The 14,839-nt window shown below is 68.7% G+C and carries 6 protein-coding genes; all 6 read right to left on the reverse strand.

The features are described 5' to 3' along the window. Positions 1 to 75 precede the first annotated feature (75 nt). Positions 76 to 2,574, reverse strand: coding sequence for a glycogen/starch/alpha-glucan phosphorylase (locus ACEQX1_RS14855; protein ID WP_370196985.1), 2,499 nt, complete (start codon positions 2,572 to 2,574; stop codon positions 76 to 78). Continuing rightward, entirely contained in the window at positions 2,571 to 4,223 is a 1,653-nt protein-coding gene (gene pgi, locus ACEQX1_RS14860) for a glucose-6-phosphate isomerase (protein ID WP_370196986.1), read from the reverse strand. Before pgi ends, ACEQX1_RS14855 begins: the two co-directional genes overlap by 4 nt. Positions 4,224 to 4,445: 222 nt before the next feature. Next, positions 4,446 to 5,807 carry an NAD-dependent succinate-semialdehyde dehydrogenase gene (locus ACEQX1_RS14865; RefSeq protein ID WP_370195071.1) on the reverse strand — a complete coding sequence of 454 codons (1,362 nt, stop codon included), beginning with the start codon at positions 5,805 to 5,807 and terminating at the stop codon, positions 4,446 to 4,448. Between the two features lie 136 nt (positions 5,808 to 5,943). After that, on the reverse strand, positions 5,944 to 6,168 hold the full coding sequence (locus ACEQX1_RS14870; protein ID WP_024349233.1) for a hypothetical protein: 225 nt from the start codon (positions 6,166 to 6,168) through the stop codon (positions 5,944 to 5,946). Between the two features lie 170 nt (positions 6,169 to 6,338). After that, positions 6,339 to 12,614, reverse strand: coding sequence for a translocation/assembly module TamB domain-containing protein (locus ACEQX1_RS14875; protein WP_370196987.1), 6,276 nt, complete (start codon positions 12,612 to 12,614; stop codon positions 6,339 to 6,341). Further along, on the reverse strand, positions 12,614 to 14,551 hold the full coding sequence (locus ACEQX1_RS14880; protein WP_370196988.1) for an autotransporter assembly complex family protein: 1,938 nt from the start codon (positions 14,549 to 14,551) through the stop codon (positions 12,614 to 12,616). The genes ACEQX1_RS14875 and ACEQX1_RS14880 overlap by 1 nt, the downstream gene beginning before the upstream one ends. Between the last annotated feature and the right edge of the window lie 288 nt (positions 14,552 to 14,839).

The following is a 14,839-nucleotide window of genomic DNA, read 5'->3' on the forward strand; positions in this document are numbered from 1 at the left end:
CACACGTGACGAACATAGCGCAGACGCGGCCCGACGCCATGCCGGATCGCGATCAATCGCCTCTGGCGACGGGTATCAGGCGTCCGGACCGGCCTTCCAGATGTCGCGGGCATATTCGCGGATCGAACGGTCGGAGGAGAACCAGCCCATCCGCGCGGTGTTGCGCACGGCCTTGGCCTGCCACTCGTCCTGGTCCTGCCAGAGCACGTCCAGACGGCGCTGGGTGTCCCAATAGGCTTGGAAGTCGGCGCAGGTCATCCACCAGTCGTTGTTGTAGAGGTTCGAGACCAGGTCGTGGTAGCGCGCCGGGTCCTCCGGCGAGAAGACGCCCGAGGAGATGGCGTCCAGCGCCTCGCGCAGCAGCGGCAGCTCGGCGATGATCGAGCGGCCGCTATGGGCCTCGCGCCGCCGCTGGGCGACCTCCTCGGCGGTCAGGCCGAAGATGAAGATGTTGTCCTCGCCGACATGCTCCAGCATCTCGACATTGGCGCCGTCGAGGGTGCCGATGGTCAGCGCGCCGTTCATGGCGAACTTCATGTTGCCGGTACCGGACGCCTCGAGGCCGGCCGTCGAGATCTGCTCCGACAGGTCGGCCGCCGGCATGATGATCTCGGCGAGGCTGACATTGTAGTTCGGGATGAACACCACCTTCAGGAGGTCGCGGACCGCCGGATCGCTGTTGATCGTGCGGGCGACGTCATTGGCGAGGTGGATGATCTCCTTGGCCTGGGCGTAGCTCGGCGCCGCCTTGCCGGCGAAGATCTTGACCCGCGGCGACCAGTCGCGCTCGGGATGCGAGCGGATCTGGTCGTAGAGGGCGATCGCCTCGATGATGTTCAGGAACTGGCGCTTGTATTCGTGGATGCGCTTGACCTGGATGTCGAAGATCGCGCCCGGATCGACCTGCGTCGCCATGCGCTCGCCGATGAGGTTGGAGAGCTGCTCCTTGTTGCGGCGCTTGACCGCCGCGAAGCGCTCGCGGAAGGCGGCGTCGTCGGCCAGCGGATCGAGATCGGCGATCTTCTCGATATCGTCGAGGAAGGCCGGGCCGATCGCATCGGTCACGAGTTCGGTGAGGCCGGGATTGGCCTGCATGATCCAGCGGCGCGGGGTGACGCCATTGGTCTTGTTCTCGATGCGGTCGGGATAGAGCAGGTGGAGATGGTGGAACACCGTCTCCTTCATCAGTTCGGTGTGCAGGGCCGAGACGCCGTTGACGGCATGGCTGCCGACGAAGGCGAGCTGGCCCATGCGCACGCGCCGGCCATTGCCCTCGTCGATCAGCGAGATCGCGGCGATCCGGGAATCGTCGAAGCCCTTCTCCTGCGCCGCCTCGCGGATGACGCCGGCATTGATGGCGTAGATGATCTGCATCTGGCGCGGCAGGAGCCGCTCGAACAGATGGATCGGCCAGTGCTCCAGCGCCTCGGGCAGCAGCGTGTGGTTGGTATAGGAGAAGGTGTTGCGGGTGATCTCCCAGGCCTCGGCCCATTCGTGGCCATGCACGTCGATCAGGAGCCGCATCAGCTCGGCGACCGAGACCGCCGGATGGGTGTCGTTGAGCTGGATCGAGAACTTGTCGGCGAGGTTCGACAGATTCTCGTTGGCGTGGAGATGGCGCCGGATGATGTCCTGCAGCGAGGCGGAGGAGAAGAAGTATTCCTGCCGCAGGCGCAGTTCCTGGCCGGCCTGGTGCGAGTCGGCCGGATAGAGGATACGGGTGATCGCCTCGGCCTTGTTGGACTCGACCAGGGCGCCGATGTGATCGCCGGAATTGAAGGCGTCGAGCAGGATCGGGTCGAGCGGCTGGGCGCTCCACAGGCGCAGCGTGTTCACGCGGCGTCCGCGCCAGCCGACGATCGGCGTGTCGTAGGCGACGGCGAGAACGCGCTCGGCCGGGCGCCAGACCTGCCGGGCCGGGCGACCGGGCTCCTGGATGGTGGTGACCTTGCCGCCGAAGCCGATCTCGTAGGCGAGCTCGCGGCGCTCGAACTCCCAGGGATTGCCATGGGCGAGCCAGGTTTCGGGCAGCTCCACCTGCGCGCCGTCGGCGATTTCCTGGCGGAAGAAGCCGTGGACGTAGCGGATGCCGTAGCCGAAGCCGGGAATGTCGGTGGAGGCCATCGACTCCATGAAGCAGGCGGCGAGGCGGCCGAGGCCACCATTGCCGAGCGCGGCGTCGGGCTCCAGCAGTTCGACGAGATCGAGATCGACGCCGTAGCGCGACAGCGCCTCGCGGATCGGCTCGGTCAGGTTGAGATTGTTGATCGCATCGCGCAGCAGGCGGCCGATCAGGAATTCCATCGACAGGTAGCAGACGCGCTTCTCGCCGCTGGTCTTGGCGCGCTGGGAGGATTCCATCCACTGGTCGATGATCCGGTCGCGGATGACCAGTGTCGTCGCTTCGAGCCAGTCGTAGCGCCGCGCCTCGGCCGGTGTCTTGCCGACGGCGTAGGTCAGCTTCTCGACGATCTGCCGGGCCAGCGTCTCCGGGTCGTTCTTGCGGGGTGCAGGTGTCGGGGCACCGGTTCCGTCCAGGGCGGAATCGACCTCGTTCGTCATGTCGGCCATCATGACCCCCTCAGTTTGTGGATTGCTGCAACGAGACCGGCGGTGGAGCTGTCGCGCCCCTCTGCCGAGGTCTCGCCGGTGATGACGGGAACCAGCCGGTTGGCCAGTTCCTTGCCGAGTTCGACGCCCCATTGATCGAAGGCGTTGATGCCGTAGAGCTGGGCTTCGACGAAGACGCGGTGCTCGTAGAGCGCGATCAGGCGGCCGAGCGTGGCCGGGTCGAGCTGGCGGTAGAGAAGGGTGATCGACGGCCGGTCGCCGGGGAACACGCGATGCGGCGCGATCCGCTCGGCTTGTTCGGGCTCCATGCCGCCGTCGAGAAGCTGCTGGCGGGCCTCGTCGAGCGTGCGGCCGCGCATCAGCGCCTCGCTCTGGGCCAGGCAATTGGCCAGCAGCAGATCCTGATGGACCCGCATCTCGGCCGGCTCGTGGGCATTGGCGCCGACCAGGAACTCGACCGGGATGATGTCGGTGCCCTGGTGTATGAGCTGGAAGAAGGCGTGCTGGCCGTTGGTGCCGGGCTCGCCCCAGACCACCGGACCGCTCACGGGAACGGTTTTGCCGTCGAGGCCGACCCGCTTGCCGTTCGATTCCATGTCGAGCTGCTGGAGATAGGCGGGGAAGCGCGAGAGCCGCTGGTCGTAGGGGATGACAGCGCGGGTCGGATAGTCGCAGAGCGCCCGGTGCCAATAGCCGACGAGCCCGAGCAGGACCGGCAGGTTCTGGTCCAGCGGAGCGGTGCGGAAATGGGTGTCCATCTCGCGGGCACCGGCGAGGAAGTCGCGGAAGCCAGATGCGCCGATGGCGATCATCAGCGGCAGGCCGATCGCCGACCAGATCGAGTAGCGACCGCCGACCCAGTCCCAGAAGCCGAAGATGCGCTCCGAGGCGATGCCGAAATCGGCGACCTTGTCGAGCGCGGTGGAGACGGCGACGAAATGCTCGCCGACCGCGTCCTCGCCCAGCGCGTCGCTGATCCAGCGGCGCGCGGCGGCGGCGTTGGTCATGGTCTCGATGGTGGTGAAGGTCTTCGACGCGATGATGAAGAGCGTCGACGCCGGGTCCAGGGTCTTCAGCGTGTCGGCGATATGCGCGCCGTCGACATTGGAGACGAAATGCGTGCGTGGCCCGTCGTGATAGGGCGCCAGCGCCAGGGTCGCCATGGCCGGGCCGAGATCTGAGCCGCCGATGCCGATATTGACCACGTCGGTGATCTGCGTGTCGCGGGCGCCGGTGATGGTGCCGTTGCGCACGCCCTCGGCGAAGGCGCTCATCGCCTTCAGAACGTCCGCCACGGCGCCGCTGACCGGGTTGCCGGCGGCGCGGAAGCCGTCCATCGGCTCGGCGCGCAGCGCCATGTGCAGCACCGAGCGGTCCTCGGTGAAGTTGATCGGCTCGCCGGCGAACATGGCGTCGCGCCGGGCCTCGACACCGCGGCTGCGGGCCAATGCGATCAGGGCGTCACGGGCGTCGTCGTCAATGGCCGTCTTGGAATAGTCGAGGACGAGATCGCCCAGCGCGGCGGAAAATTCCGAATAGCGGCTCGGATCGTCGGAAAACAGCGAACGGATGCCGCGATCGGCGGCCTGCCGGGCCATGCCGGTCAGTTCCGCAGCCGCAGGAGAAGCGCCGGAATCGGACGTCTGGCTCATGAATTGCCCTGCCATGATGTGTGATGCGGTCGTCGCAAGAAAGCGCCTGCCTGCGGCCTTTTATGCCGGTTGTGGATAGGAGGCAAACGCCGGGTCGGCGCCGCGCATGGCCTGATGTGCCCTATTATAGTGCACATATCGGCGATGCTGCAATTCGCGGCGCTCGATTTCGTTAAAGAGAGCCGGCAGGTGCGAAACCTGCCGGCCCCTTCAGCTGTCGTCTCAGTCGATCGTGACGGTCTTCACATTCATGAATTCCAGCATGCCTTCGTGCGCCAGTTCGCGGCCGTAGCCGGACCGCTTGACGCCGCCGAAGGGCAGACGCTGGTCGGAGGCGGTCATGCGGTTGATGTGGGTGCCGCCCTGATCGAGCTCGCGGATGAAGCGTTCCTGCTCGGCCGGCTCGGTGGTCCAGGCCGAACCGCCGAGACCGAATTCGGAATCATTGGCGAGGTCGATGGCCTCGTCGATCGACTTGACCTTGAACATGATCGCGCAGGGGCCGAACAGCTCTTCGCGATAGGCCGGCGCGCTTTCCGGCACGTCGGCGAGGATCGACGGCTGGAAGAAATAGCCCGGACCCTCCGGCGCCTTGCCGCCGGTCACGAGCTTGGCCCCGGCACTGACCGATCTGTCGATCTGGTCCTTCAGGTCGTCGACGCCGGCCTTCATGGCCAGCGGGCCCATGCCGGTGTCGTCGGCCATCGGGTCGCCGAGCTTGATGGCTTCGACGGCCTCGGTGTAGCGGCCGAGATAATCCTCGTAGACGTCCTCATGGACGATGAAGCGCTTGGCGGCGATGCAGCTCTGGCCGTTGTTCTGCATGCGGGCGGTGACGCCCACCTCGACCGCCTTGGCGATGTCGGCGGAGGGCATGACGATGAAGGGGTCGGAGCCGCCGAGCTCCAGCACGGTCTTCTTGATCTCGGAGCCGGCGGTCGATGCGACGGCCGAGCCGGCGCCCTCGCTGCCGGTCAGGGTGGCGGCGCGCACGCGGCTGTCTTTGAGGATCCCCTCGACCTTGGAGGAGGAGATCAGAAGGGTCTGGAAGACGCCCTGCGGCGCGTCGGCGTCGAGGAAGATGCGCTCGATCTCCAGCGCGCATTGGCTGACATTGGAGGCGTGCTTCAGGATGCCGACATTGCCGGCCATGATCGCCGGGGCGGCGAAGCGCATGCACTGCCAGTAGGGGAAGTTCCACGGCATGACCGCCAGAACCGGGCCGATCGGCAGATAGGTCACGAAATTGCGGCCGGCGGGGCCGTCCCGCACGTCGTCGGCGACGAACTTCTCGGCGTTCTCGGCGTAGAAGCGCAGGGCGTTGGCGCATTTGCCGACCTCGGCCTCGGCTTCCTTCAGCCGCTTGCCCATCTCCATGGTGGCGATGCGGGCGAGCTCGGTCTTGCGGGTGTCCATCTGGTCGGCGGCCCGCATCAGAACCTCGGCGCGCCGGGCGAAGGAGGTCTTGCGCCAGTCGCGGAAGGCCAGATCGGCATTGGCGAGGGTGCGCTCGATATCGGCGTCGGTGTGCGCGGCGAATTCCTCGATGGTCTCGCCCGTCGCCGGATTGATGCTCGTGGGCATGGTCTCTCCTGATGGTCACGCGTCGTTTCATGCACCGGTCCGCGCCGTCCGGCCGGGCCGCTTCGCTAGTTAGCACGAAGCCGGCGCGCGGACAGAGGCGCGGATCGGACCGTCGGGCGGGGCCGACGGCGACGGATCAGGTACGTGCGGCCGACAGCTTCTCGATCGCGGCATCGAGGGACTCGCTGGTGGCCTTCACCTCGGGCACGTTCGGGTCGTTCTTCAGGATCTGCTGCAGCGACGAGCGCCATTCCGACAGGATGGTTTCCTTCTCGCCGTCGGATAGCCGGTCGTCCTTCAGGACGTCCTCGGGCTTATCGTACGAGCCATGGGTCGGGTGATCGAATTTCGACGACATCATTGTCGGTCTCCTGCCTGTCGTTTCGGGGCGGGCGCGGCGGGCCGGACATGCCGGCGCGCTCGTGCCTTCTGGGTCCCCAACGGGCCGACGGCGAGAAAGGTTCATCCGAGAATGTCGTGGCAAAGCCCTGACGGTGGCGACACTGCGTCACCGCTCTCCGGGTCGGACGTCTAGAACTCGCCTTCGTAGAAGACGCCGACCTCGCCGCCACCGGAGGAGGTCACCGCGCCGCGGGCGCTGAGGCCCGAGCCGAGATCGAGGTCGATGGTCACCCGGCCGCTGGTGTCAACGCCGACATAGGTGTTCTCGTTCAGATACTTGCCGACACCGACCGCGGTGGTGCCGTCGGCGGCGGTGCGGATGTCGAGATCGTCGACGCCGAGCTGCGAGCGCAGATTCTCCAGAAGGCCGCTGCTGCCGCCGACGCCGGCCAGCGAGGCCGCGGCCTCGGCGAGCTGGGCGATCTGCAGCGGCGACAGGTCGGAGGTGCCTTGGCCGAAGATCAGCCGCGCCAGCACCTCGTCCTGGGGCAGGGTCGGCTCCGAGGAGAAGTTGAAGCTCGGATCGTCGGCCGGACCGGTGACGGTGATGAACACGGTGGCGTCGCCGGCGGTGGAGCGGGCCACGAGGTCGAGATAGGGCGTGAGGCCGCCGGTGAAGCTCAGCCGGCCGCGATCGAAGTCGAGACGCTTGCCGAGGATGGAGAAGCGGCCGCGCTGCAGGTCGAAGCCGCCGACGACATTCGGGAAGGCGGCCGAGCCGGTGATGGTGATCCGGCCGCCGAGTTCGACGTCGAGGCCGCGGCCGCGCACGAACACCCGGTTGGGCGCGTTGAAGGTCAGGTCGAGATCGATGCCGCCGCCGCCATTGCCGCCATCGGCGCGCTCGGGCGAGATCTCGCGCTGCTGCTCGTAGACGGCGGGCGCCGCGTTGCGATGGGTCACGTCGATGCGGGCAAGCGAGCTCGGCAGGTTTTCCGGTACGAGAACGTTGATCTCTTCGGCATTGATGGTGCCGGCCAGACGCGGCGTGCCGGTCAGCGGCCCGGTGATGGTCAGTTCGGCGTCGAGCCTGGCAGTGACGAGTTCGCCCTTGTTGTAGCGGCCATCGTCGAGCCGGATCGTGATGTCGGCCGGAAAGCCGCCGTCGAGGCCGACCGTGCCGGATACGTCGAGCGTGCCGCCGGCGGACAGGTTCGCGTCGAAGGCGCGAATTGTGGCGGTGCGCCCGTCGAGCGAGATGGTTGTCGAGATGTCGTTGAGGGCGAGATTGGCGCCGGTGTCGATGAAGCGCGCGCCGGTGGTCGAGACCGTGCCGACGATCGCGGGCTGGGACACGGGACCGGTCACGCGGGCATCGACGAGGACGGTGCCCTGCACGGAGCGGCCGCCTTCGGCGAGGATCCGGTTGGCGAGCGACAGCGGCGCCGAGCCGTTCAGGGAGAGGTCGAGCTGCGGGCCGCCGGCAAGGTTCACCGAACCGGTGGCGCTGAAGTCGAGACCGTCGCCGGTCAGGCTGGTGTCGGTGGTGACCACCTGGTCGGCGAAGCGGCCGCTGGTGGTGACCGCCAGGGCGCCGACGCCGGCGGCGCGGGTCTGCTGGATCGACACGCCGCTGGCATTGATGTCGTAGGTGACCGACGGGTTGGACGGGGCGCCGGTGGCGCGGACCGTGCCGTTGATGGTGCCCTGCGGGGCGATGCCCGCCGCCGCGGCGCTGGCGATCGAGGCGGGCAGGACGCTGATCTCGGCGGTGATGTCGAGGGCATTGGCGCCGGCCGAACCGGTGACGGTGATGGCGCCGCCGCCAACGTCGATGCGGGCATTGCCGAGGTTCAGCGTGCCGCCGGCATAGCGGCCTTCCGCGACCGCCTGCAGCGCCGGCGCGCCTGCGGCGCGGCTCTGGGCGACGGAGACGTCGGAGGCGGTGATGTCGAAGCTGGCGTCGGGATCGGTGAGCGAGCCCGTGGCCGAGGCCGAGCCGGAGACGGTGCCGCGGGCGCCGAGGCCGTCGACGAAGCCGTTGGCAAGCCCGACGGGCAAGGCGTCGATGGCAACATCGATGGCGAGCCGCTCACCGACCGTGCCGGTGGCCCGGAGCGAGCCGTCGCCGACGGTGACGTCGGCGCGCTCGATGGTGGCCGTCCCATCGGCATAGGAGCCGGCGGCGTCGAGGACGAGGGGCGCGACGCCGGACTGGGCGATCTGGCGGGTGGTGATGCCGCTGCCGGCGAGATCGAAACGGGCCTGCGGATCGGACAGGGAGCCGGTGGCCGTGGCCGAACCGGTGATCGTGCCCTCTGCGCCGAGACCGTCGACGAAACCGTTGGCGAGGCCGACGGGTAGGGCGTCGATGGCAAGGCGGAGGTCGAGCTGTTCGCCGACGGTGCCGGTGGCCCTGAGCGAGCCGTCGCCGACGGTCAGGTCGGCGCGCTCGATGGTGGCTGTCCCATCAGCATAGGCGCCGGCGGCGTCGAGGGCGAAGGGCGCGACGCCGGACTGGGCGATCTGGCGTGTCGTGATGCCGGTGCCGGAAAGGTCGAAGCGGGCCTGCGGGTCGGCGAGCGAACCGGTGGCGGTCGCGGTGCCGGAGATCGTGCCCTCGGCGCCGAGATCGGGGGCGATGCCATTGGCAAGGCCGACCGGGATGGCGTTGACGGCAACGCGCAGGTCGAGGGTCTCGCCGATTGTGCCCTCGGCGGTCAGCGAGCCGTCACCGACGGCGATCTCGGCTTCGGAGAGGGTCAGCGTGCCATCGGCATAGCGGCCCGCGGCGTCCACCGTCAGCGGGTCGATGCCGCTCTCGGCGATGGCGTCGGCGGTGATGCCCGTGCCGGTCAGGTCGAAGCTGGCGGTCGGATTGTCGAGCGTGCCGGTGGCTGTGCCCTTGCCGGAGACCGTGCCGCGGGCGGCGAGGCCATCGACGAAGCCGTTGGCGAGACCGACCGGCAGATTGGTCATAGTCACGTCGAGGTCGAGATTCTGGCCGACGCGGCCGGTGGCAACCAACGAGCCGTCGCCGACATTGATGACGGCGGTTTCCAGCGCGGCGGTGGCGTCGGCATAGGTGCCGGTCAGGCGCAGGGCCAGCGGCGCGACGCCGGAGCGGGCGATCTGCCGGGTGGTGATGCCGGTGCCCGAGACGTCGAAGACGGCTTCAGGGTCGATGGTGGAACCCGACGCCGAAGCGGTGCCGGACAGGGTGCCGCTGGCGTCGAGGCCGGGGACGAAGCCGTTGACCAGGCCAACCGGCAGGCGGCGCATGGCCAGCTCGATGTCGAGCTCTTCGCCGACCGTGCCGGAGGCGCTGAGCGAGCCGTCGCCGACGATCAGTTCGGCGCGGTCGAGGGTCGCGGTGCCGTCGGCATAGGCGCCGGCGACGTCGAGTGTCAGCGGATCGATGCCGGCCGCGGCGATCTCTTCGGCGGTGATGCCGGTGCCGGACAGGGCGAAGGTCGCCTGCGGATCGCTGCGCGGACCGGTGGCGGTCGCCGTGCCGGTCAGCGTGCCTTCGGCGTCGAGCCCGTCGACGAAGCCGTTGGCCAGCGCCACCGGGACGGAATCCATCGCGACCTCGAGATCGAGCTGGTCACCGATCGTGCCGGAGGCGTCGAGCGAGCCGTCGCCGAGATCGAGCCTTGCGGTCTGCAGGGTCAGCGTTCCGCCGGCATAGCTGCCGGTGAGGTTCGCCTGGATCGCCGGTACGCTGGCGGCGCGCGAACTGGCGACGGCGAGGTCGGTGCCGACAATGGCGAAGGTCGCGGCGGGATCGTTTGCCGCGCCGGAGACGGCGGCGGTGCCGCCGATGGTGCCGGCGGCGGCAAGGCCCGGCACGAAGGGATTGGCGGCGGCGGCCGGCACATCCGTCAGGCGCAGCGCGAGGTCGAGGGTTTCGCCGGCGGTGCCGTCGAGGGAAAGGTCCCCGTCCCCGACGTCGACACGGATGCCGGACAGGGTCGTCACGCCGTCCTCGATCCGCACGATGGCCTCTTCGGCGAGACGGATCGCGGCGTCCTCGATGTCGGCGGTCAAGCGGGTCAGGCGGACCAGCGTCGTGTCGGGCTCGAACAGCACATTGCCGGCCAGGGCGAAGGGCACGGCGTTGACCTTCGCCTCGGCGACGAGATCGGTGCCCTGTTCGTCCTCGCGCAGCGCCACGTCGAGGTCGCTGACGGCGATGCCGGGCGCGGCGATGGCGCGGGCGGTGACGGTGCCGGTCGGGCGCGGAATGCCGAGATAGTCCTTTACCGACAGGTCGATGCGGGCGCCGTCGAGCGTGTTGCCGGCAACGGAAAGGCGCTCGCCGGTCAGGTCGATGGCGGCGACGGGCATGCCGTCGTTCTCGACGGTGAGGTCCACCTGCCCGACCACGTCGCCGGAGGCGTCGAGGCTGCCGAGCGCGGCCAGCGGGCCGATGTCGCTGACGTCGATGGCGAGGGTGCCGACGGGCGCGAAGGCGTCGGTCAGGCGCAGATCGCCGGTGATGCTGTTGGGACCCTGGCGGATGGCGAGGTCGGTGATCCGGCGGTCGCCATTGTCCAGCGTCTCGACGGTGGCGTTGCCCGACAGGGGCTGGCCGTCGAGCGTGCCGGTGATGGCGACGCTGCCCGAGGGCGATGCCGGGTTGAGCGTGCCGCGGGCCTCGACCTTGAGATCGGCGAGTTCGCGGCCGTTGATCGACAGGCCGTTGCCGGAGATCTGCAGATCGAGGTCGGGCTTTTCGACCGGGCCGGAGGCGGTCAGGCTGAATGTCGCCGCACCGGCCAGGGCACCGCTGACGGAGCCGGCCTCGTTGAGGGAACCGGAAATGTCGGCAGAGACCGTGTCGTTTGTCAGCGCGGCGGTGCCATCGATCGTCAGGCCGTCGCCACGCACGGTCAGCGCCTCGGCGCTCAGCGCGCCGTCCGGGGTGCGGGCGAAGCGGCCGCCGACGGCAAGTTCCTCGCCGGCCAGCGGCACTACGGCGGCCGAGAGGGCGCTGGTCTGGAAGCGCGACTGCACGTCGAGGGCGAAGGTCGAGAAGTTCAGCGCGGCCTCGCCCTCGAGCTGCAGATTGGCGACGTCGGTCACCGCCTCGCTCGGCCGGAAGGTCAGGCCCGTGTCGGTCAGGTTGCCGGCAAGCGCGATCTTCACCGGGCCGTTGAGGAAGCGCTGCTGGATACCGTCGGGCGCGGCGACGGACTGGGCTTCCAGATCGGCATCGAAAGCGCCCCGGAAGTCGGTCAGGTCGAAGCCGGCGCTGGCGATCTTCGCGCTGATCCCCTGGGCCTGATATTCGCCGGAACCGGCGCGCGGCAGGCGCAGCGTCAGATCGAGCGCTGCGGCAGACAGTGCGCCCTTCAGCGTGCCGTCGATGCCGGCAAGCTGGATCCTCGTCTCGCCCGGCGCCTCGCCGAATACGAAGGGGATCGGATCACCGTCGCGCGAGGCGACCGACAGATTCAGGTCGTTGGCAGTGCCCGACAGGTCCAGCGTGCCGCCGGCCGTTGCCGACAGTGCGTCGGAGGAGAGGACCGCCTGCTCGATGGCGTAGGTGCCGTCGTCGCGGATCACCATCTGCAGGTCGAGCGCCGTGCCGCCGGCGACGTAGCGCTGGAACTGTTCGGGCACGAAGCGCTCGGCGGCGACGTTGAGCGAGGCCGAGACGCGCAGGCCAGCATCGACGTCGTCGGCGCGGGCAGTGAGGGTGGCCGCGGTCTCTGCGCCGACCTCCAGCGAGCCGTTGGCCATGAAGGCCGACAGCGGCCCGGAACCGTTGATGGTCAGGTCGACGGCCGGGCGATCCGGAATGTCGAGCAGCGTCGCGACGAGACCGCCGGCCGGCTCGCTGGCCTTGACGTCGATCTTCAGCTGGTTCTCGGCGGGCGCATAGCCGATCTCCAGCGCGATCTGGCCGGGCTGGTCGAGGCGCTCGATGTCGGCCTTCACGTTCAGATCGGTCGGATCGGCGGCAAGCTGCAGGCTGGCATTGGCGCGCAGGCGGGCGCGGGTTCCGGCGATCGCCTCGCCGAGCACGAATTCCTCGATCGCCAGGCGGCGGATGTCGGCGGTGATCGAGGGCAGCGAGAAACCGCCGGATTCCTCGTCGGGCAGGGTTTCCGGCTGGCCGGTCGGCAGGCGTTCCAGGACGATGCTGCCGGCAGTCAGCGCGTCGATCGAGACGTTGGAGCGAACGAGAGAGAGCGGCGACCAGTCCATGGCGAGGTCGCTGGCGGTCAGGAAGACGCCCTGCGGATCGGAGACGGTGACGTTCTCGATGCGGATGTCGCCGCTCAGCGCGCCGGACAGGCCCTCGATCTTCACCTGCATGGTGTCGGTGGAGACGAGGTTCTCGATCTGGGTCGCGAGGAACTGCTGGGCCTGCGCCGGGCGGCTCGGGGCGAGGGCCACGAAGCCACCCAGGACGAGGGTCGCCGCGATCTGCAGGAGGCGTCCGGCACGTATCATCAGAAGGCCTGTCCGATTCCGGCATAGAACTGGAAGCTGGCGTCGCGCGGGCCCGGATCGAGCGGCACCGCGACGTCGACGCGGATCGGCCCGAAGCTGGTCAGGTAGCGCAGGCCGACGCCGGCGCCGAGCTTGAACGCGTTGAAGTCGGGCACGAGGTCGTCCGACACCGTGCCGCCGTCGACAAAGGGTACGATCTGGATCTTGTCGGTCACCGCGACGCGGGCTTCGAGCGAGGCTTCGAACAGCGACAGGCCGCCGGTGGGCGTGTCGGTGAAGTCGGGATTGAAGCCGCTGCCGGCCGGCACGCTGGACGGATAATAGGGGCCGATCGACTGGAATTCGTAGCCGCGGACCGAGCCGCCACCGCCGGCGAAGAAGCGCCGGTCGTTGGGCACTTCGCCGAGATCGGCGCCGAAGATGGTGCCGTAGCCGACGCGGCCGGCGAGGACGAGCCTGTCGTTCTCGGTCAGCGACAGGTAGCTCGACGCATCGACACGCGTCTTCACGAAGGCGGCGCCGTCGTCGACATTGTAGGTCGGCTCGGCGAAGGCCTTGGCGAAGATGCCCTCGGTCGGGTTCAGCTCGTTGTCGCGGCTGTCGAAGGTGTAGGTCACCGGCACCGAGGCGAGCAGATAGTCCCGCTCCCCGAGGAAGTCGCCGATGGTCTCGTATTCGCCGCGCACCGTGGCGCTCAGCTTCTGCTGCTCGTCGATCTTGTATTCGACGCCGCTGGTGACGGCGACGAATTCGCGGTCATAGGCCAGCGGCTGCTGCCGGCCGGCCTCGATCGAGCCGATATAGACCGAATCGGGACCGAGCACGCCGGGCTTCTTGAACACCAGCGAGGTGGCGTAGTCCGGGCCGCTGATCTCGCGGGCCTCGTCGCTGATGGCGGTGGCGCCGATGCGCGAGATCGAGGCGTCGAGGCGGATCGATTCCGCCCGGCCGAACAGGTTGCGATAGCCGACATAGCCGGAGGCGCCGGCGCCCTCGGTGTTGGAATAGGTGGCGCCGAGGCCGTAGAAGCCGAATTTGCGCTCGGCCACTTCGACCTGCACCGGCAGGGTGCCGTCGGCGGCCTGGGCCGCGCCGGGCTTCACCGTCACGCTGGAGAACACGCCGAGCTCGACGAGGCGCTTGCGGGCCGCGGCCAGCTCGTCGGGCGAGAACACCTCGCCGGCCTTCACGCCGGCCATGTAGGCGACGAAGCCAGGATCGACGTCGGTGGTGCCGTCCACCCAGGTCTCGCCGAAGGGGACGATGTCGCCGGGCGACACGTCGAGGGAATAGTCCAGCTCGTCGGTGGCGGCGTCCGCCACGGTCTCGCGGCCGGTCACGGCGACGAAGGGGCGGCCCTGGTTGCGCAGGTCGCGCAGGAGCTTCGCCTCGCCTTCCAGGACATCGACGGAGTTCGCCGAGCCGCCGCGCACCAGGCCGTATTCGGCCGGATCGACGGGCAGGCCGCCGGTGGTGATCGCCACGCGGCCGAGCTCGTAGACCGGACCGGGCGTCACACGGATCGTCACCGGCACGGGGCGCGAGGTGTCGAATTTCGTGTCCGGCGGCAGGTCGGCGAGGTTGCGGCCCTCGATGAAGATGTCGACGAGGCCGTCGTATCGGGCGTTCTCGTAGAGCGTCGCGACGAGGCGCTTGCGGTCGGTCTTCGCCTTGGCGATCAGGCCGAGCGACCCGGAGACCGGATCGCTGGCGTCGGAGACGAGGACCGAGGCATCGTTCAGGGCTGTTTCGATGTCGCCGTCGGCGGTGACTCCCGGCGCCAGCGACAAGGATGCCGTGTAGGAGATCGGGTTGATGACGTCGGTGGCGTCGTCGGTCTCGTCCTCGAAGAACTTGAATCCGAAGATCTCGAAGGCCGCGGCGCGCTGCGGAGCCGCCATGACGAGCACCGCCCCGAGGGCAGCACGTGCAAGCATGTGGCTGGTGTGGAACCGATACCGCAAAGACGCCAGTTTCCCGTTGACCGCATTGACCGTTGGAGCGGCACCCGAAGCCGGCTTCACGATGTCCGGTGACGGCGCGCGAAAGGCCGCCGCGCCCCCTCCTCGGGCTGGCGGTCAGCATGCTGGGATTTGATGAAATAACAACCTACTGGCGGGGATATTTCGCTCGGTGACGTTAACGTGTAGCTGATTTTCGCCCGTCCCGTGCCGCCGGGGTCACACCTGTCGGAACGTCATTGCGACGCTTGGCCGCGAGGTCGG

The organism is Aurantimonas sp., assembly GCF_964217435.1.
GTDB classification, from domain to species: Bacteria; Pseudomonadota; Alphaproteobacteria; order Rhizobiales; family Rhizobiaceae; genus Aurantimonas; species Aurantimonas coralicida.

Excerpts from the sequence above, each read along its gene's own strand:
- ACEQX1_RS14880 (WP_370196988.1), bottom strand. The coding sequence starts at position 14,551 with ATGCTTGCACGTGCTGCCCTCGGGGCGGTGCTCGTCATGGCGGCTCCG.
- ACEQX1_RS14855 (WP_370196985.1), bottom strand. The coding sequence starts at position 2,574 with ATGATGGCCGACATGACGAACGAGGTCGATTCCGCCCTGGACGGAACC.
- ACEQX1_RS14865 (WP_370195071.1), bottom strand. The coding sequence starts at position 5,807 with ATGCCCACGAGCATCAATCCGGCGACGGGCGAGACCATCGAGGAATTC.
- ACEQX1_RS14875 (WP_370196987.1), bottom strand. The coding sequence starts at position 12,614 with ATGATACGTGCCGGACGCCTCCTGCAGATCGCGGCGACCCTCGTCCTG.
- ACEQX1_RS14870 (WP_024349233.1), bottom strand. The coding sequence starts at position 6,168 with ATGATGTCGTCGAAATTCGATCACCCGACCCATGGCTCGTACGATAAG.
- pgi (WP_370196986.1), bottom strand. The coding sequence starts at position 4,223 with ATGAGCCAGACGTCCGATTCCGGCGCTTCTCCTGCGGCTGCGGAACTG.